The sequence below is a fragment of the Paraeggerthella hominis genome, assembly GCF_021044775.1.
In the GTDB taxonomy this organism is placed as follows: Bacteria; Actinomycetota; Coriobacteriia; order Coriobacteriales; family Eggerthellaceae; genus Paraeggerthella; species Paraeggerthella hominis.
Genome location: NZ_JAJNOQ010000001.1, coordinates 314,784 through 331,358, shown reverse-complemented (window position 1 = coordinate 331,358; position 16,575 = coordinate 314,784). Strand labels below are relative to the sequence as shown.

15 protein-coding genes are annotated in these 16,575 nt (G+C 63.0%); 12 read left to right on the top strand and 3 right to left on the bottom strand.

From position 1 onward, the window contains the following. Nucleotides 1-86: 86 nt before the first annotated feature. The 3 genes from ftsY to LQE90_RS01445 all read left to right on the top strand — a co-directional run bounded on the left by ftsY (nucleotide 87) and on the right by LQE90_RS01445 (nucleotide 3,990). On the top strand, nucleotides 87-1,007 hold the full coding sequence (gene ftsY / locus LQE90_RS01455) for a signal recognition particle-docking protein FtsY (protein WP_114565821.1): 921 nt from the start codon (nucleotides 87-89) through the stop codon (nucleotides 1,005-1,007). A gap of 917 nt (nucleotides 1,008-1,924) precedes the next feature. Next, the gene (ffh, locus tag LQE90_RS01450) at nucleotides 1,925-3,337 is read left to right on the top strand and encodes a signal recognition particle protein (protein WP_114565820.1); all 1,413 of its coding nucleotides are present in this window, start codon (nucleotides 1,925-1,927) and stop codon (nucleotides 3,335-3,337) included. A gap of 146 nt (nucleotides 3,338-3,483) precedes the next feature. Next, nucleotides 3,484-3,990, top strand: a complete 507-nt coding sequence (locus tag LQE90_RS01445; RefSeq protein WP_216528599.1) for a GNAT family N-acetyltransferase — start codon at nucleotides 3,484-3,486, stop codon at nucleotides 3,988-3,990. Nucleotides 3,991-4,072: 82 nt separating this feature from the next. On the opposite strand, the gene LQE90_RS01440 is transcribed toward LQE90_RS01445, so the two are convergent. After that, the gene (locus LQE90_RS01440; protein ID WP_216528598.1) at nucleotides 4,073-4,798 is read right to left on the bottom strand and encodes a B3/B4 domain-containing protein; all 726 of its coding nucleotides are present in this window, start codon (nucleotides 4,796-4,798) and stop codon (nucleotides 4,073-4,075) included. Between the two features lie 25 nt (nucleotides 4,799-4,823). After that, the gene (locus LQE90_RS01435) at nucleotides 4,824-5,213 is read right to left on the bottom strand and encodes a DMT family transporter (protein WP_301282387.1); all 390 of its coding nucleotides are present in this window, start codon (nucleotides 5,211-5,213) and stop codon (nucleotides 4,824-4,826) included. Nucleotides 5,214-5,536: 323 nt separating this feature from the next. On the opposite strand from LQE90_RS01435, the gene rpsP reads away from it, so the two are divergent. From rpsP to ppdK, 9 genes are all read left to right on the top strand, one after another. Continuing rightward, nucleotides 5,537-5,782: a 30S ribosomal protein S16 gene (gene rpsP, locus LQE90_RS01430; protein WP_114565816.1), complete on the top strand. Its 246-nt coding sequence runs from the start codon at nucleotides 5,537-5,539 to the stop codon at nucleotides 5,780-5,782. Between the two features lie 5 nt (nucleotides 5,783-5,787). Beyond that, a complete protein-coding gene (locus tag LQE90_RS01425) occupies nucleotides 5,788-6,042 on the top strand; it encodes a KH domain-containing protein (protein WP_114565815.1) in 255 nt (84 codons plus the stop codon). Further along, a complete protein-coding gene (locus LQE90_RS01420; RefSeq protein WP_216528597.1) occupies nucleotides 6,043-6,564 on the top strand; it encodes a ribosome maturation factor RimM in 522 nt (173 codons plus the stop codon). It begins immediately after the preceding gene. 43 nt (nucleotides 6,565-6,607) lie between these two features. After that, the gene (gene trmD / locus LQE90_RS01415; protein ID WP_216528596.1) at nucleotides 6,608-7,327 is read left to right on the top strand and encodes a tRNA (guanosine(37)-N1)-methyltransferase TrmD; all 720 of its coding nucleotides are present in this window, start codon (nucleotides 6,608-6,610) and stop codon (nucleotides 7,325-7,327) included. 483 nt (nucleotides 7,328-7,810) lie between these two features. After that, nucleotides 7,811-8,374, top strand: a complete 564-nt coding sequence (lepB, locus tag LQE90_RS01410) for a signal peptidase I (protein ID WP_216528595.1) — start codon at nucleotides 7,811-7,813, stop codon at nucleotides 8,372-8,374. A 48-nt stretch (nucleotides 8,375-8,422) separates the two neighbouring features. Then, entirely contained in the window at nucleotides 8,423-9,388 is a 966-nt protein-coding gene (locus LQE90_RS01405) for a glycine--tRNA ligase subunit alpha (protein WP_216528594.1), read from the top strand. Further along, on the top strand, nucleotides 9,385-11,475 hold the full coding sequence (gene glyS / locus LQE90_RS01400) for a glycine--tRNA ligase subunit beta (protein ID WP_216528593.1): 2,091 nt from the start codon (nucleotides 9,385-9,387) through the stop codon (nucleotides 11,473-11,475). The genes LQE90_RS01405 and glyS overlap by 4 nt, the downstream gene beginning before the upstream one ends. Nucleotides 11,476-11,479: 4 nt before the next feature. Continuing rightward, complete coding sequence (locus LQE90_RS01395; protein ID WP_114565809.1) at nucleotides 11,480-12,364, top strand: pyruvate, water dikinase regulatory protein; 885 nt, start codon at nucleotides 11,480-11,482, stop codon at nucleotides 12,362-12,364. A gap of 57 nt (nucleotides 12,365-12,421) precedes the next feature. After that, nucleotides 12,422-15,160 carry a pyruvate, phosphate dikinase gene (gene ppdK / locus LQE90_RS01390; protein WP_114565808.1) on the top strand — a complete coding sequence of 913 codons (2,739 nt, stop codon included), beginning with the start codon at nucleotides 12,422-12,424 and terminating at the stop codon, nucleotides 15,158-15,160. Nucleotides 15,161-15,501: 341 nt separating this feature from the next. Here ppdK and LQE90_RS01385 read toward each other — a convergent pair whose 3' ends face one another. After that, nucleotides 15,502-16,497, bottom strand: a complete 996-nt coding sequence (locus LQE90_RS01385) for a DUF5692 family protein (RefSeq protein WP_114565806.1) — start codon at nucleotides 16,495-16,497, stop codon at nucleotides 15,502-15,504. Nucleotides 16,498-16,575: the final 78 nt, after the last annotated feature.

The following is a 16,575-nucleotide window of genomic DNA, read 5'->3' as shown; positions in this document are numbered from 1 at the left end:
GGGGGCGGGCTTCAGGGGAATCTGCGTCGCTGACGGGGGGCTTTTTTTGAGCTACACTGTTCAAGTTGCTGAGAAAGGAGCCCGACATGGGATTTTTCAATAGGATCAGCGAAGGGCTGAGCCGTTCGCGCGACAAGTTCAAGGAGCAGATGAACGTTCTGCTCGACCGCGGCCCGGATTTGGACGAAGAGTTTTGGGACGGCCTGGAGGAAACGCTCATCCTGGCCGACATCGGCGGCGCTGCCGCGTCCGAGATCGTGGAGAACCTGCGCGACCAGGCCACCCGCAAGGCGCTGCCCGACGCGTACGCCGTGCTCGACCTGCTGAACGACCAGATTGCCAGCACGTTTGCGGAAGGCGGCCAGGACGTGTTCGGCGGCGGCGAAGCCATCGTCTTGTTCGTGGGCATCAACGGCACTGGCAAGACCACCACGGTGGGCAAGATCGCCAAAGCGGCCACCGACGAGGGGCGCAAGGTTCTTCTAGGCAGCGCCGACACGTTTCGCGCGGCGGCTATCGAGCAGCTGGAGGTGTGGGCGCGCCGCGCGGACGTGCCCGTGTGCACGCGCGAGCGCGGCAGCGATCCTGCCAGCGTGTGCTACGACACCATCGAGCGCGCCGAGCAGGAGGGTGCCGACCTGGTGCTGGTCGATACCGCCGGGCGCCTGCATACGTCGGCCGACCTCATGCGCGAGCTCGAGAAAGTGGTGAACGTGGTGCGCAAGCGCGCGAACATGCCCGTGTACACGGTGCTCGTGACCGATGCGACCACCGGGCAGAACGGCCTGCAGCAGGCGCGCGAGTTCGATCGCGCGCTCGATCTGGACGGCGTGATCGTCACGAAGCTGGACGGCACGGCCAAGGGCGGCATCGCGCTCGCGGTGTCTCACGAGCTGAACCTTCCCGTGCTCAAGATCGGCGTAGGGGAGGGGCTTGACGACCTCAAGGAGTTCGATGCCCACGATTTCGCGCGCGCCCTCGTCGGCGAGTTCGACGAACGAAGCTAGCAGAGCGGCCGGGCGGGAGGGTTCGCAAGTTTGGGCGTGAATCGGCACCTGCGACGAAAGAATCAGGTGCCGAGCGTGCGCTTGCGGTCGCTTCGCTGGTAAAGCCTTGGTCGCGTTTTCGAATGCGGCCAAGATACGGCCTTCCGTGCGCTCGGAATTGTCACGGCTTCTTATTTGCTCCCAAATTCTTCCGGGCTCTATACTGAACCATCCTCGATATTGCGAGGATACTGCCTGGTCCAGTACGCTATGAGGTCCCGATCTCCCGATGGGTCGTGCGCTTCGTGCTCGAAGAGCAGGTTCCTGCGGTCCATGTCCCCGTGCTTGAACCGCTCGACGTAGCAGAGCCGGTCCGGGTGGCGTTTACTATGGAGTAGCTTGCTTGTCGTGCGATTCTTCCCTTAATGTTGCGTTCGAGCGCATGTTGAGACTCGTCCGCTAACGGAGAATACCTGCGACCAGGCAATATGCATACCCCTATCGAAGATCATCTCCCAACGCGTCCTCCGAACGCAACATTAAGGGAAGAATCGCACGCGTGGTGGCCGCTTGCGATCTTGTCGCCAGTTTCAAGGGGCGGCTTTCGGGTATTGCGCTGCTGCGCGTTTGCGCGTGCAGAAGCTCAAAGGCAGGCCGAAGCTCGGGCGGAAGAGCCTCATGAACCTCAGCGCTTCATCAGAGAGAGCCTTTCAACGAGCTCTGTCGGCGAGCCCTTCGCTTTCGAGCGAATTCGTCGAACGGGCCGCTTATCATGTCCAGCGCACTATCGGCGTCGTCGACGATGCCGCCGCCGAGAGACGCGCGTGTTTCCGAAGCGCGGTCGGATTGCTTGTGTGTTTGTGGTCGGAGCGGGATTGCTGTCGTATAATTCGAACCACTACGCTTAATCGACGCATACGACGAGGAGCCTACCGACCATGCTCGAAAACCTCTCCGAACGCCTTCAAGGCATATTTTCCGGTCTGCGCGGCAAGGGCCGCCTGACCGAGGACGACATCAACGGCGCCATGCGCGAGATCCGCATGGCGCTTCTGGAAGCGGACGTCAACTTCAAGGTGGTCAAGGCTTTCGTCGCGAACACGAAGGAGCGCTGCCTGACCGCAGAGGTGCTTGACTCGCTCACGCCTGCTCAAAACGTCATCAAGATCGTTTTGGACGAGCTGACCGGACTTCTGGGGCGCACGGACTCCAAGTTGGTGCTGTCGAGCCGCATACCCAACGTGATCATGCTGGTGGGCTTGCAGGGCTCCGGCAAGACCACCGCGGCCGCGAAGCTGGCGTACCGCTTGAAGCAAGAGAACCACTCTCCGTTGCTGGTTGCCTGCGACGTGTACCGTCCCGCTGCGGCCGATCAGCTGGAAACGCTCGGCGGCGAGATCGGCGTGCGCGTGTACCGCGGCGACGGGCAGGATCCCGTGAAGATCGCGACTGAGGGCGTGCAGGACGCCATCGACAACCTGCGCGACGTGGTCATCGTCGACACGGCGGGCCGCTTGCACGTCGATGACGAGATGATGGACGAGGCCGAGGCCATCAAGCGCGCGGTCAAGCCCGATCAAATCCTCATGGTGGTGGACGCCATGACCGGCCAGGACGTGGTGAACGTGGCCAGCGCGTTCGCTGAACGGGTTGATTTCGACGGCGTGATCATGTCGAAGATGGACGGTGACGCCCGCGGCGGCGGCGCGCTGTCGATCAAGCAGGTCACCGGCAAGCCCATCAAGTTCATCAGCTCGGGCGAGAAGCCCGATTCGCTTGACGAGTTCCATCCTGACCGCATGGCGAAGCGCATCCTGGGCATGGGCGACGTGGTCAGCCTCATTGAAAGCGCCGTGGCGGTGCAGCAGGAGGAGATCGAGGCCGAGTCCGCCGAGCGCATGATGAAGGCGCAGCTCAACCTGAACGACTTCATCGAAATGAACCGCCAGGTACGCAAGATGGGCGGCGTCTCGAAGCTGATCAGCGCATTGCCGGGCGGTGACAAGGCCATGGCCTCCGGCCAGGTGGACGAGGGCGCCTTCGACCACATGGAGATCATCATCAACTCCATGACGAAAGCGGAGCGCGAAAAGCCCGACCTCCTGAACGGGAGCCGTCGCGCGCGCATCGCGGCGGGTGCGGGCGTCACCGTCTCGGACGTGAATCAGCTTATGAAGAAGTTCAACGAGACGAAGAAGATGATGAAGAAAATGATGCCCGCCATGGAGGAGATGCAAGGCGGTCGAAAGGGAAAGAAGGGCAAGAAGGGCCGTCGACGTCGAGGGATACCCGGCATGGGCGGCATGAGCATGTCCGATATCAAAAAGCTCCAGGACATGATGGGGCAGTAGCATGATTCCGCCGGCGACTGCCGGCGGATCTTCGTTTGCCGACGGTTGCCGGTTGCTTTCGGGCGGGTGCCGGCCTCTGCTATACTTGCCTGCGCGGCGCGTTCGCTCCGCGCAGGTTGACGGCGATAAACGACAGGAGGCGCGCCATGGCGCTCGAGATACGCCCGTATCGTGAAGAGGATCTTCCGGGCATGATCAAGGTGTGGAACGAAGTGGTCGAAGGCGGGGAAGCGTTTCCGCAGATCGAGCCGCTTACGATCGATACGGCGCGCGAGTTTTTCGCCGCGCAGGCTCTGACGACGGTGGCTGCCATCGACTCGAAGCTGTTCGGCTTGTACATCCTTTATCCGAACAACGTGGGTCGATGCGCGCACATTGCCAACGCCAGCTATGCGGTAGCGTCAAGCGCGCGCGGCGTCGGGCTCGGCCGTGCGCTTGTAGCGGATTCGCTCGAGCAGGCGGCAAAGAAGGGCTTTCAAGGCCTGCAGTTCAACGCGGTGGTGGCAAGCAACGAGGGGGCCATTCACCTGTACGAGGATATGGGCTTCACGCGCGTCGGCACCATTCCCGGGGGCTTCGTCAACTTCATGGGCGCCTACGAGGACGTGCATATCTTCTACAAGAGCACCGCACGCGAAAACCGCGGCTGCTGAGGCTAGTTCGCAGCCTGGTCTAGGCTGTTCCCAGCGTCTTGCGCCGTCGGTTTGCCGGATGGCGCAAGACGCTCTTTCGCAGTTACTCGGCAATGACGATTTCCGGATGCTCGCGGTCGATCACGGTGCGCGTCGTTACGGTTGCGCCTAGGTGTCGCTCCATGAGGGCGGCGAACTCGTCAAGCGCGGTTTCCAGCGTTTCGCGCCGTTCGGGTTCCAAGCACTCCACGACGAGGATCGCATTGCTCGAATCGTCCGAAAGCGCCGTGCGCTGCCCGTCGCGCCAGTTGAAGCAGCGGCATACGGCTCCGATGTTGTCGCGGTAGCACAGCTCGCCCGGCAGCGTGGGGTCGTCGCCGTCCTCTCCGATAGGCGTGAACGCGTCGCCTCCTTCGGTGATGCCCAGGCGGAAGTCGCCGACGAGCGAGTCGATGTCCTCGCCGCCGACGGGCAGGGCGTACTTGAGGGAAACGGCGTTGTAGATGTCGACCGAGGGCGTGATGGACCCTACAGGATTGCCCTTCAGCACGCGCTTGAGCAGGTTCTCGATCGAGCAGCGCGCGCCCTTCTTCGTTTTGAACTGCCGGTACGCTTCGCGCCATACCTTGACGGGCTCGTTTTCGGAAATCACGTTGCTGGTCAGGTAGGCGTTCGCCTGCTCGTTCGCGTCGCGCAGCAGCCTCGAGATTTCGGCGGCATCGTCGGCGGGCACGTCGCTTGCGCTTTTCATGCCGCGAACGACGATGATGCCGATGGCGGACTTGGGAAACAGGTTCCAAAACGAGTCTTCGGCGATGAATCTCTTCATGTTCTTCTCCTTCGTGTCGTCGCTGCTATCCTTCGTGCGTCGTAAGGTTGAGGCCGATGATTCCCACGGCAATCAACGCGATGCAGATGATCTTAGGCGCGCTTGCCGGCTCCTTGAGCACTACCATGCCCAGGACGGCCGCCCCGACCATGCCGATTCCCGTCCATACCGCGTACCCGATGCTGAGCGGCAGCGTTTTGAGCGCGTGCGACAAAAGCCCGAAGCTGATGATCATGCCGCCAACGGTAAGCAGGCTAGGGACAAGCTTCGTGAACCCTTCCGAAAGCTTGAGCTCGTATGCCCAGAACGTTTCGAACAGTCCGGCAATGATCAAGATAGCCAGTTCATAATTCCTCCCAATAAAAAAGCATGCCGCCTCTTTCATCTTCTCAGGCCTACTGATGAAAGTGCGCATGCTCGCGTCTTGATCTACCCGGCGGCAGATATCCTATTTGATTGGTTTGGCAGAATACTACACTGCGTTGGGCGAGTCAAGTGCGCTCATTCCGCCATTGCGACGGTTGCCGCGCACATGTCGGACGCGCTCAAACGTGGGCTTTTCGAGGACGATTGCACCTCGCTTTGCGCGTTTGGCCTGAAACGCTTAAAATTCGGCTTGGTAATCCGCTTGTCAAACCGGTAGTTTCGCCGTATCATAAGCAATTGCTGTTTTCCCTACACCGTAATGACGGTGTTGAGGCATGAATCGTATGTAAGAAGCAAAAGGAGTTCATCTTCATGGCAGTTAAAATTCGCCTGGCCCGTCACGGCGCCAAGAAGCGTCCGTACTACCGCATCGTCGTTGCCGATTCGCGCTGCCCGCGCGACGGTAAGTTCATCGAGGAAGTGGGTCGTTACAATCCCTGCTCCGAGCCTGCCATGGTGTCTTTTGACATGGACAAGGTTGACCAGTGGATCAAGAACGGCGCACAGCCGACCGACACGGTCGCTTCGCTGATCAGGCGCGCCCGCGAGAACGCGTAAATCCTATGGCCGAGCAGACGGAAGACATCGTCGGTCTGGTTGAATCCGTTGTACGTCCGCTTATCGAGTTCGAAGACGATCTCGAGATCACGGCGAGCAACGCGGAGGACGGAACGATCCTCGTCGAGGTGCGCGTGCATGAAGAGGACGCTGGCAAGGTGATCGGCCGCCAGGGTCGTGTCATCAAGGCTATCCGCACCCTTGCCCGTGCTGCTGCTTCTCGTACGAACACGCATGTCGAAGTGGAACTTCTCGATTAAATGCGTGCATGGGTTAACGTAGCCGAACTGGCTCGAACAAAAACCTTATCGGGAGGGCTCGTCGCGCGCAGCGTGCCGGGTCTTCCCTTTTTGCTGTCCGAAGGCCTGGAGGTGGCGTTCGTTCCGCCTCGGCATGACGGGCCGCGTCGCGGTATCGTGGAAAGCGTGAAGCACGAGGGGAAAGACGCGTACCTGGTCACATTCGAAGGCGTGCACAGCATCGACACGGCAGAGCTGCTGGCTGGGTGTCATTGCCTGGTTCGACGGGCTGATCTGCCTGAAAATGCGCTGGTCGCGGTTGACGACGACCTTGCGGGCTACGAGGTGCACGATGCTTGCATCGGGTACGTGGGCGTTGTGGAGGACGTGCTCGAGAATCCCGGCCAAACGCTTCTTTCGGTTGCCCGAGAGGACGGGAGCGGATCGGCGCTCATCCCGTTGGTAGATGCCTTCGTTGTGGGTTTCGACGACGATGCCCGCCGCATCGACGTGGCCTTGCCCGACGGCTTGCTCGATCTGTAGCGTCCTTTTGCGGCGCTTTTCGTTTGCCTGAAAGGACCCTTCCGTGATCATCGAGACGCTCTCGACGTTTCCGTCCATGTACGATTCCGTTATGGGGTCTTCCATGATGCGCATCGCGCAGGAGAAGGGCCTATTGGAATTCAAGGCGCACGACCTGCGGGATTGGACGCATGACAGGCATCGCACTACCGACGACGACCCGTACGGCGGCGGCGACGGGCTGGTCATGAAATGCGAGCCCATCTTCGAGGCGCACGATGACATCGTAGCCAGGCATCCTGCGCGCCCCTGCACGATTTTCCTGAGCCCGCATGGGGCTCCTTTCGATGACGCGCTGGCGTGCGAGTTGGCGCAGGAAGACCGTCTGCTGTTCGTGTGCGGCCATTACGAAGGCATCGACGAGCGCGCCTACACGCTGGCTGATCGCGTGATATCGCTGGGCGATTACGTGCTTACGAGCGGCGAGCTGGCGTCCATGGTGGTCATCGACGCTGTGGTGCGCAAGGTTCCGGGCGTGCTGGGAGCCGAGACAGGCGCTCTCGGCGAGAGCTTCGCCGACGGCCTTTTGGAGTATCCCCAGTACACGCGTCCGGCTTCGTTTCGCGGTATGGAGGTTCCGCCGGTTCTTTTGTCGGGAAACCACGCAGCTGTGGCTCGCTGGCGTCGCGAATGCAGCCTGGAGCGCACCTATCGCTTGCGCCCCGACTTGCTCGATGTCGTGAACTTGTCTTCCGAAGATCGGAAGTTTCTCGACGCCCTGTAAGGCGGCGAAGGCGGGCAGCCGCCTTGCTGTTCCGCGGTCTAGCTGGCCTTTGCCGCGTCGCGACCGGCCGATTCTCGCTCAGCGCACGAAAAATCACGTTCCGTGGCAGCTTTTGACGGTTTGAGGTCGTTTGGCCGGCCCGCAGGTTTCGTTCGAACGTTCGGTTTTGTCTTCGCAATGCTCTGACCTGGTGGAATGCAAATCGGCTTGATCGTTGGCGAAAACGAGGGGTCCATCGATGACCTCTAACCGTCAAAACCTGCCAGCGAGGGCGGTTTTTCGTGCGCGCGCCGCGTTCGCCCGGCAGCTCGGGGGCTTCGCCTTGCTGCGGCTTTTGCTCTTTCGCCCTCTTTCGCCCGGTGATCGGGATTTTTCTGCAAACTTTGTCGAACGGGTCGGGCGGGTCGCTCGGACGCGCTATCATAGGCACTCGTGATCTCATTCGGGCGCCGCGCGCCCGCATCGAAAGGATAAGCAGGCTTCATGAATTCCGGTCAGCACGCCGATCGTCAGCGTCCGAGCATACTCAGGTCGTTTTTCAGCCTGGTCATCATGGTGGCCTTCGTTTTCGGGCTGTCGTGGTTGCTAAGGACCTACGTGTTTCAGCCGTACGAGATTCCTTCCGGCTCCATGGAAGAGACCATCATGACGGGGGACATGGTGTTCTCCGAAAAGGTGAGCTACTATTTCCGCGAGCCTGCGCCGGGCGACATCGTGACGTTCCAAGACCCCGAGATTCCCGGGCGCGTCCTGATCAAGCGCTGCATCGCCGTGGGCGGGCAGACGGTCACCATCGACGACAGCGGCCTGGTCTACGTGGACGGCAGGGCGCTTTCCGAACCTTACACCAACGGCTTGCCGTCGTATCCGCTGGCAAGCGACGTCACCTATCCCTACACGGTTCCGCAGGGCTTCATCTGGGTGATGGGCGACAATAGGACCAACTCGCAGGACTCGCGTTTCTTCGGCGCCGTGCCGGTCAGCTCGGTTACGGGTCGGGGGGCGCTGGTGTACTGGCCTTTGAGCAATTTCGGCCTGCTGGAATAGCGGGCGTTCGAACACACTGAGGGATTCCGTACGAGGACAAGGAGAGCCATGTCAACCGAAACTGCAAACGCTTTGGCGCAGCAGCAGGGGGCTGCCGATCAGCTGCCGCCGACGTTCCAGGACGTCATCATGAACCTGCAGCGCTACTGGGCAAACGCGGGCTGCGTTATCCTGCAGCCTTACGACAACGAGGTGGGCGCCGGCACGAACGCGCCCGCTACCACGCTTCGCTCGTTGGGACCCGACACGTGGCGCACGGCTTACGTGCAGGGCAGCCGCCGTCCTACCGATGGCCGCTACGGCGAGAATCCCAACCGCACCCAGCACTACTTCCAGTTCCAGGTGCTCATGAAGCCCTCGCCCGACAACATCCAGGACCTGTACCTAGGCAGCCTGCGCGCCATCGGCATCGACGTGGACGCGCACGACGTCCGCTTCGTGGAAGACGACTGGGAAAGCCCGACGCTGGGCGCCTGGGGCCTTGGCTGGGAGGTGTGGATCGACGGCATGGAGGTGACCCAGTTCACCTACTTCCAGCAGGTCGGCGGCTTCGAGTGCAGCCCGGTTCCGGTGGAGATCGCCTACGGCCTGGAGCGCTTGACCATGTTCGTGCAGGGCGTGGACAGCATGTTCGACATCGTGTGGAGCCGGGGAGCCGACGGGGTGACGTTCACGTACGGCGACGTGTACCTGGAAAACGAGCGCCAGTACTCCAAGTTCAACTTCGAAGTGGCCGACACCGACTTCCTGTTCCAGGAGTTCAACGAGCGCGAAGCCGAGTGCAAGCGCACGCTCGAGGCCGACTTGCCGCTGCCCGCTTACGACAGCGTGCTCAAGTGCTGCCATACCTTCAACCTGCTCGACGCGCGCGGCGTGATCTCCGCAACCGAGCGCATGGCCTACATCCTGCGCGTTCGCACGCTGGCGAAGGCCGTGTGCGCAAGCTACATGGAGCACGTGGTGGGCATCAAGCCCGCCGAAGACGTCGAGGCAGGAAAGGAGGAGGCACGATGAGCACCCTGCATACGCTCGCATTCGAGATCGGCACCGAGGAGATTCCGGCGTTCGATCTGCACAAGGCAACGCTTCAGCTTGAGAAGCTGGTCCCGGCCGCGCTCGACGAAGTGCGCATACCGCATGGCGACGTGGCCATCTACACCACGCCTCGCCGCCTGATCGCGATGGTGTCCGACGTGGCCGATACAACCGAGGCCCTTGACGAGGTGTTCCGCGGTCCGTCCGCTAAGATCGCGTTCGACGCCGAAGGCAACCCGACGAAGGCCGCCGCCGGTTTCGCGCGCGGCAAGGGCGTCGACGTCGAAGCGCTCGAGCGCCGCGAGGAGAACGGCGTGGAGTACGTGTTCGCTGCGAGAAGCGTTCCCGCGCGCGACGTGGCCGAGCTGCTGCCCGGCGTGCTGGAGGGCGTGATCGAGGGCATCTCGTGGCCGAAGTCCTGCCGCTGGGGCACCACGAGCGAGTACTTCTCGCGCCCGGTGCGCTGGCTTGTGGCCATGCTGGACGAGCGCGTGATCCCCGTTTCCTTCGCGGGCTTGACGGCCGGCAACCTGACGCGCGGCCATCGCTTCCTGGCGCCCGGCCCGCACGAGGTGGCCACGGCCGCCGACCTGCTGAACGTTGTCGAGGCTGCGCATGTGGTGACGAGCGAACAGGCTCGCGAGCAGGTCATTCGCGTCGGCGTGGCGCAGGCCGAGGCGCAGACGGGCGCTCGCGCCGAGCTGCCTGAGAAGACCCTGCTGGAGGTCACGAACCTCTGCGAGCAGCCGACCGTGCTGGTGGGAACCTTCGACGAGGAGTTCCTGCGCGTGCCCGAGGAGATCATCGTCGACGCCATGCTCATGCATCAGCGCTACTTCCCGCTGTACGATGCGAACGACAAGCTGACCAACAACTTCATCGTGGTGAGCAACGGCGACCCGGCGCATGCTTCCACCATCATCGACGGCAACGAGCGCGTGGTGCGCGCCCGCCTGTCCGACGCCAAGTTCTTCTACGAAGAAGACCTCAAGCGCCCGCTTGAGGCATACGTCGATCGTCTGGACGAAGTGGTGTTCCAGGAAACGCTCGGCACCATGAAGGCGAAGACCGACCGCATCGTGGCGCTGGCGAAGCACCTGGCTTGCGACGCGCGGCTTTCCGAAGCCGACGCCGCCGACGCCGAGCGCGCCGCGTATCTGGCCAAGGCCGACCTGGTGACGAACGCCGTGGTGGAGTTCACCAGCGTCCAGGGCGTGATGGGGTCGTACTACGCCGAGGCCGCGAACGAAAGCGACCAGGTGGCACGCGCCATCGCCGACCACTATCGTCCGCGTTTCTCCGGCGATGAGCCGCCCGCGTCCAACGTGGGCAAGATCGTGGCGACCGCCGACAAGCTGGACACCATCTGCGGCCTGTTCGCGGTAGGCCAGGGTCCGACCGGCTCGTCCGATCCGTTCGCCCTGCGCCGCAGCGCCATCGGCATCGTTGCCATGCTCGAGGCGGGGCTGCCCGTTTCCCTGGCGGCGGCCGTCGATGCGGCGCTGTCCACCTACCAGGCGGCCGGCGTGGCGTTCGATCGGGACGCGGTTCGCGCCGAGGTGTCGGACTTCTTCGTCACGCGCACGAAGGTCATGCTGCGCGACGGCGGCTGCTCGCCCGACGCCGTTGACGCCGTGCTGGCCACGGGTGTGGAGGAGCCGGCGCAGATTATCGCCCGCACCCGCGCGCTCGAAGCGGCCCGCACCAACGCGCCCGACGCGTTCGACAACCTGGCCGTCGCGTACGCTCGCGCCAACAACCTGCGCGACGCGAAGCTGGGCGCCGACGTGGACGAGGCCCTGGCGGCCGACGCGGAGCGCGCGCTCCTGTCCGCAACCGACGAGGCCGCCGCGCGCGTGTCCGAGGCGCTCGCCGCCGACGACTACGCCGCCGCGCTCGCCGCGCTTTCGGCTCTGCGCGCGCCGATCGACGCCTTTTTCGAGGACGTCATGATCATGGACGAGGACCAGGCGGTGCGCGAGAACCGCCTGCGCTTGCTGAACCGCTTCGTGGCCGTGTTCGCCCACGTGGCGGACTTCGGCAAGATGGCGAAGTCGGCCAAGTAGCGCCATGGGCGATTTCATCGTTCACGAGAACGCGACGCCGCTGCCCACCATCCATGTGGTAAGCGACTCGGTGGGCTTGACGGCTCAGGCGGTGGCCCGTGCGGCCGCCGCCCAGTTCGGCGTCACGAATCCCATCATCGAGGTGCTGCCGAAGGCGCGCACGTTCGAGGAGATCGAGGCGTTCATCGACGAGCACAGCGCTTTCCACCGGCAGCGTACGGGCGACGGCCGCATCCTGGTCTTCTACACGTTGGTGGACGCCGGCCTGTCGCGCAGGCTGGCGGAGTACGCCGCCTCGCGCGACGACGTAGTGGCCGTCGACCTTATGACGAGCGCCGTGGGGGCCATCGCGCGCATGACGGGGCTCGCCCCGTCCACGACGCCGGGCAGCGTGCACGTGGCCGACCAGTACTACTTCAGGCGGATCGAGGCCATCGAATTCACCATCGCTCACGACGACGGCCGCAACCCGCAGGAGATCGCGCAGGCGGACATCGTGCTTTTGGGCGTGTCCCGCTCGTCGAAAACGCCGACGTCCATCTACCTTTCGCAGCAGGGCTACAAGGTGGCGAACATTCCGCTCGATCCCTCGACGGAGCCGCCGAAGGAGATCTTCGATGTGGAGCGCACCCGGCTGTTCGGGCTTATGACCACGGCGGAAGTGCTGGTGAGCATCCGCCAGAGAAGGCTCGGCCGTGCCGGCGGGGTGGCTTCGCGCTACGCCGATCCCGAGTTCGTCTACCAGGATCTGGAGAAGGCGCGCGCCCTGATGCGCAAACTCGGCTGTATTGTCATTCACACCGAAAATCGAGCCGTTGAGGAAACCGCTCAAGAGATTTTGCGCTACTATGAGCGCGTTCATCCGCCATCGGCTGATATGATGGGCTAGACCTGTGACTCAAGGTTCGAAACGGTAACGAAAAGCACTTCGGGTTAAGGAGAAAAAGTGACTGAAGAAGTCAAGCGAGTCTATGCGTTCGGCAAGGACGCTCAGGGCAACAACGTGACCGAGGGCAATACCAACATGAAGGCGATTCTCGGCGGCAAGGGCGCGAACCTTGCTGAAATGGCCAACATCGGTCTGCCCGTACCTCCGGGATTCACCATCACGTGCCAGACGTGCATGGAGTACGCCAATGCCGGCAACACCTGGCCCGAAGGCGCGCTCGACACCATCCGCGAGTACCGCGAGGATCTTGAGACCCGCATGGGCAAGAAGATCGGCGATGCCGAGGATCCGCTGCTCGTCTCCGTTCGCTCCGGCGCTCCCATGTCCATGCCGGGCATGATGGACACCGTGCTGAACCTGGGCCTGAACGACCAGTCCATCAACGGCCTGATCAAGCAGACCGAGAACCCGCGCTTCGCATGGGACTCCTACCGTCGCTTCATCCAGATGTTCTCCGGCGTGGTCATGGGCCTGGACGGCGACTTGTTCGAGAACGCCATCACCGCTATGAAGAACCTGCGCGGCGTGGCGTCCGACACCGACCTGACCGCCGAGGACCTGCAGGAGCTCGTGGCCGAGTTCAAGCAGATCTTCGCCGAGAACGTTTCCGCCGAAGCTTATCCGAGCCTCGTGGTGGACGGCGCGATGCAGTTCCCGCAGGATCCCATGGCTCAGTTGCAGCTTGCCATCGAGGCCGTGTTCGGCAGCTGGAACAACCCGCGCGCCACGCTGTACCGCAAGCAGAACAAGATCGCCGACGACCTGGGCACCGCCGTCAACGTGCAGTCCATGGTGTTCGGCAACAAGGGCAACACCTCCGCCACGGGCGTCGCGTTCACGCGCAACCCCGCTAACGGCGACAAGGAATTCTACGGCGACTACCTGGTGAACGCCCAGGGCGAGGACGTGGTGGCGGGCATCCGCAACACGAGCCCTATCGCCGAGCTCAAAGAGGTCGCGGGTCTGGAAGAGGCCGGTCGCGAGCTGGAGGAAGTGTTCGTGACGCTGGAGAACCACTTCCGCGACATGTGCGACATCGAGTTCACCATCGAGCAGGGCAAGCTGTGGATGCTGCAGACCCGCGTGGGCAAGCGTACCGCCGCTGCCGCGCTGCACATCGCCATCGAGATGGAGAAGGAGGGCCTCATCTCGAAGGAGGAGGCCGTCATGCGCGTCGATCCCGACCAGCTCGATCAGCTGCTGCACCCGCAGTTCGACAAGAGCGCCGACTACGACGTGCTGGCTCGCGGCCTGAACGCCTCTCCGGGCGCTGCCGTGGGCGAAGCCGTGTTCTCGGCTGTGGACGCCGTCGAGGTTTCCGAGGCTGGTCGCAAGTGCGTGCTGGTTCGCTGGGAGACCAACCCCGACGACCTGGCCGGCATGATCGCTGCCGAGGGCATCTTGACCTCGCACGGCGGCAAGACCTCTCATGCTGCCGTTATCGCGCGCGGCATGGGCACTCCGTGCGTGTGCGGTGTGGAGGCGCTGCGCATCGATGCCGAGAAGAAGCAGGCTATCGTGGTGGGCACCGACGTCGTCATCAACGAGGGCGACATGATCTCCATCGACGGCACGTCGGGCATCGTGGTGCTGGGCGCTGTCGACCTGGTGCTTCCCGAGCTTACCGGCGACCTGGACACCATCCTGGAGTGGGCTGACGAGTTCCGCACGCTGGGCGTGCGCGCCAATGCCGACAACCCCGAGGACGCCGAGCTGTCCCGCGGTTTCGGTGCTGCGGGCATCGGCCTGTGCCGTACCGAGCACATGTTTCTGGGCGATCGCAAGCAGATCATCCAGACCTTCATCCTGAACGAGGACGAAGCCGTGCGCGAGAAGGCCGTGAACGATCTTCTGGCTGCTCAAACGGGCGACTTCCTGGGCATGTTCGAAGCCATGGACGGGCTGCCGGTTATCGTGCGCCTGCTCGATCCGCCGCTGCACGAGTTCCTGGAAAGCCCGCGCGCCCTTGACGTGGAGATCGCCAAGCTGGAGGCTACCGGCGGCGACAAGGCGACTATCGCCGAGAAGCGCAAGCTCATGGAGCAGATCGACTCGATGAGCGAGGCCAACCCCATGCTGGGCCTGCGCGGCTGCCGTTTGGGCATCGTGTATCCCATCCTGCCGGTCATGCAGGTGCGCGCCATCGCCACGGCATGCGCCGAGCTCAAGAAGCGCGGCCTGGATCCGAAGCCCGAGATCATGATCCCGCTGGTGTCTGTGCTGCCCGAGCTGGAGAAGCTGCGTCGCGTGGCCGAGGAGGCCATCGCCGAGGTTGCCGCCGAGCAGGGCATCGAGCTGGACATCCCCGTGGGCACCATGATCGAGCTGCCGCGCGCTGCCGTTACCGCTGACGAGATCGCCACGCAGGCGGACTTCTTCAGCTTCGGTACGAACGACCTGACCCAGACGACGTTCGGCTTCAGCCGCGACGACGTGGAGGCCGAGTTCGTTCCGCAGTACCTGGCCGAGCGCCTGCTGCCGTACAACCCCTTCGCCACCATCGATCCGGGCGTTGCCAAGCTGGTCGAGATGGGCGTCGAGCTGGGCCACAAGGGCAATCCCGACATCGTGTGCGGCGTATGCGGCGAACACGGCGGCGATCCCGACTCCGTGAAGATGTTCCACAAGATCGGGCTGGACTACGTCAGCTGCTCGCCGTATCGCGTGCCGCTGGCTCGCTTGGCCGCTGGCCAGGCCGCCCTTGCCGAGAAGATGGGCGACGCGCGCGACAAGTAAGCGTCGTCAAATAGCGTGCATGCTCGAAGAACCCGCAGCGAACGTGCTGCGGGTCCTTCTGCGTGGGAGAGGGAGTAGCGCGCGCCTTCTTGGCGGCCTCGCGTTTGGACTCGAGCAATGCGGGCCCTGCTTGGTAAACCCGCGTCCGGGCTCGAGCGTTGCGGAGGGGGATCGCGCCTCGCGCGCCGGGGCCCGGATCCCGGCGGCGGTTGCGGTGACGGGGGAGGGGATTGCGCGCGAGAGACGCCGGGGTGCAAAGAAGAACGGCCCGGATTCCCAGGCCGTTCTTCAAGCAAGATGCATGTAGGCTGTCGGTTGCAAGCCTTGCGATATGCCAGGCGCTACGCCGTCTGAGCAGGAGCGTCCTCGCGACGAGCCATGGCTTGCTCGTAGTCCTTCGTTCCCACGAAGATCTCGTTGGTGTAGGGGTTTCTGCCAAGCTTCTTGCTGCGGTACGCCACGTACCCCAGCGCGGCCACGTTGGCCGCCAGCGCCAGCACCGATACGACGAGGTTCACGTTCGGGTCGTTCACGGACTGCACGGCGAACACGCTGTCGTCCAGGAACAGCGGGAAGCACTGCGCGAACATGCACCAGATGGCCAGCGTGAACGCGCGGTTCTGGATCCAGCCGCCCTTGTTCCACAGCATCGCCGCCACGGTGGGGGCCAGAAGCAGCGCCAGGCCGCAGTACCAGGAGTGCGTGGGCAGGCAGTTGTAGGTGTAGCAGAAGTTCCAGATGTCGTAGGAGATGATGAACACCCAGGTCATGTCAGGCCACAGCATGTCCTGCTTCTTCTTGGACACGTAGATGCCGAACCAACCGGTCATGACGAAGATGTTCAAGATGCCCGCGATGCCGTTGAACACGTTGTGCCAGCCGCCGTAGAGCGTGACGCCCTCGGTGGACACCCACGTGGTGCCCCAGGCGCGAATGGCGCTTTCGAAGTCGCTCACCACGGCGATCAGAATGTTGATGGCCACGATGACGAACGGGAAGCACTTGAACCAATGCGACTTGCCGATCTTTCCCCACTTGTACTTGAGTGCCATGAAGCCGATGCAGCCGATGGTTGCCGCGTACAGCTTCGCGTAGTGGAACCAGCTGTTCATGTACAGATGCGTGGGGTTGTCGAGCGCCCACTGAGCGCCTGACATGGCGCCGATGGTGATGGCGATGAAGTACGCCGTCAGCCCTGCGGGCAGGATCAGGAAGCAGAACACGCCTCCCGCCTTGGAACGACGCGCCACTTCGTTGACCAGGATCAGGCAGATGAACACCATCGCCCAGCCGAGCCATTGGTACACGGCGTTCTCGCCGTACACTTGGAACAACATGGAACCCTCCTTCTTTCGGGTATGCTTCGCACAGGTCGCCTTTCGACCTGTTTCTTCCGGTATACGCGCCGCTTGGCG

Bases quoted from the DNA above. Each gene is read 5' to 3' on its own strand.
- ftsY (WP_114565821.1), top strand. From the start codon at position 87: ATGGGATTTTTCAATAGGATCAGCGAAGGGCTGAGCCGTTCGCGCGAC.
- ffh (WP_114565820.1), top strand. From the start codon at position 1,925: ATGCTCGAAAACCTCTCCGAACGCCTTCAAGGCATATTTTCCGGTCTG.
- LQE90_RS01445 (WP_216528599.1), top strand. From the start codon at position 3,484: ATGGCGCTCGAGATACGCCCGTATCGTGAAGAGGATCTTCCGGGCATG.
- LQE90_RS01440 (WP_216528598.1), bottom strand. From the start codon at position 4,798: ATGAAGAGATTCATCGCCGAAGACTCGTTTTGGAACCTGTTTCCCAAG.
- LQE90_RS01435 (WP_301282387.1), bottom strand. From the start codon at position 5,213: ATGCGCACTTTCATCAGTAGGCCTGAGAAGATGAAAGAGGCGGCATGC.
- rpsP (WP_114565816.1), top strand. From the start codon at position 5,537: ATGGCAGTTAAAATTCGCCTGGCCCGTCACGGCGCCAAGAAGCGTCCG.
- LQE90_RS01425 (WP_114565815.1), top strand. From the start codon at position 5,788: ATGGCCGAGCAGACGGAAGACATCGTCGGTCTGGTTGAATCCGTTGTA.
- LQE90_RS01420 (WP_216528597.1), top strand. From the start codon at position 6,043: ATGCGTGCATGGGTTAACGTAGCCGAACTGGCTCGAACAAAAACCTTA.
- lepB (WP_216528595.1), top strand. From the start codon at position 7,811: ATGAATTCCGGTCAGCACGCCGATCGTCAGCGTCCGAGCATACTCAGG.
- LQE90_RS01405 (WP_216528594.1), top strand. From the start codon at position 8,423: ATGTCAACCGAAACTGCAAACGCTTTGGCGCAGCAGCAGGGGGCTGCC.
- glyS (WP_216528593.1), top strand. From the start codon at position 9,385: ATGAGCACCCTGCATACGCTCGCATTCGAGATCGGCACCGAGGAGATT.
- LQE90_RS01395 (WP_114565809.1), top strand. From the start codon at position 11,480: ATGGGCGATTTCATCGTTCACGAGAACGCGACGCCGCTGCCCACCATC.
- LQE90_RS01385 (WP_114565806.1), bottom strand. From the start codon at position 16,497: ATGTTGTTCCAAGTGTACGGCGAGAACGCCGTGTACCAATGGCTCGGC.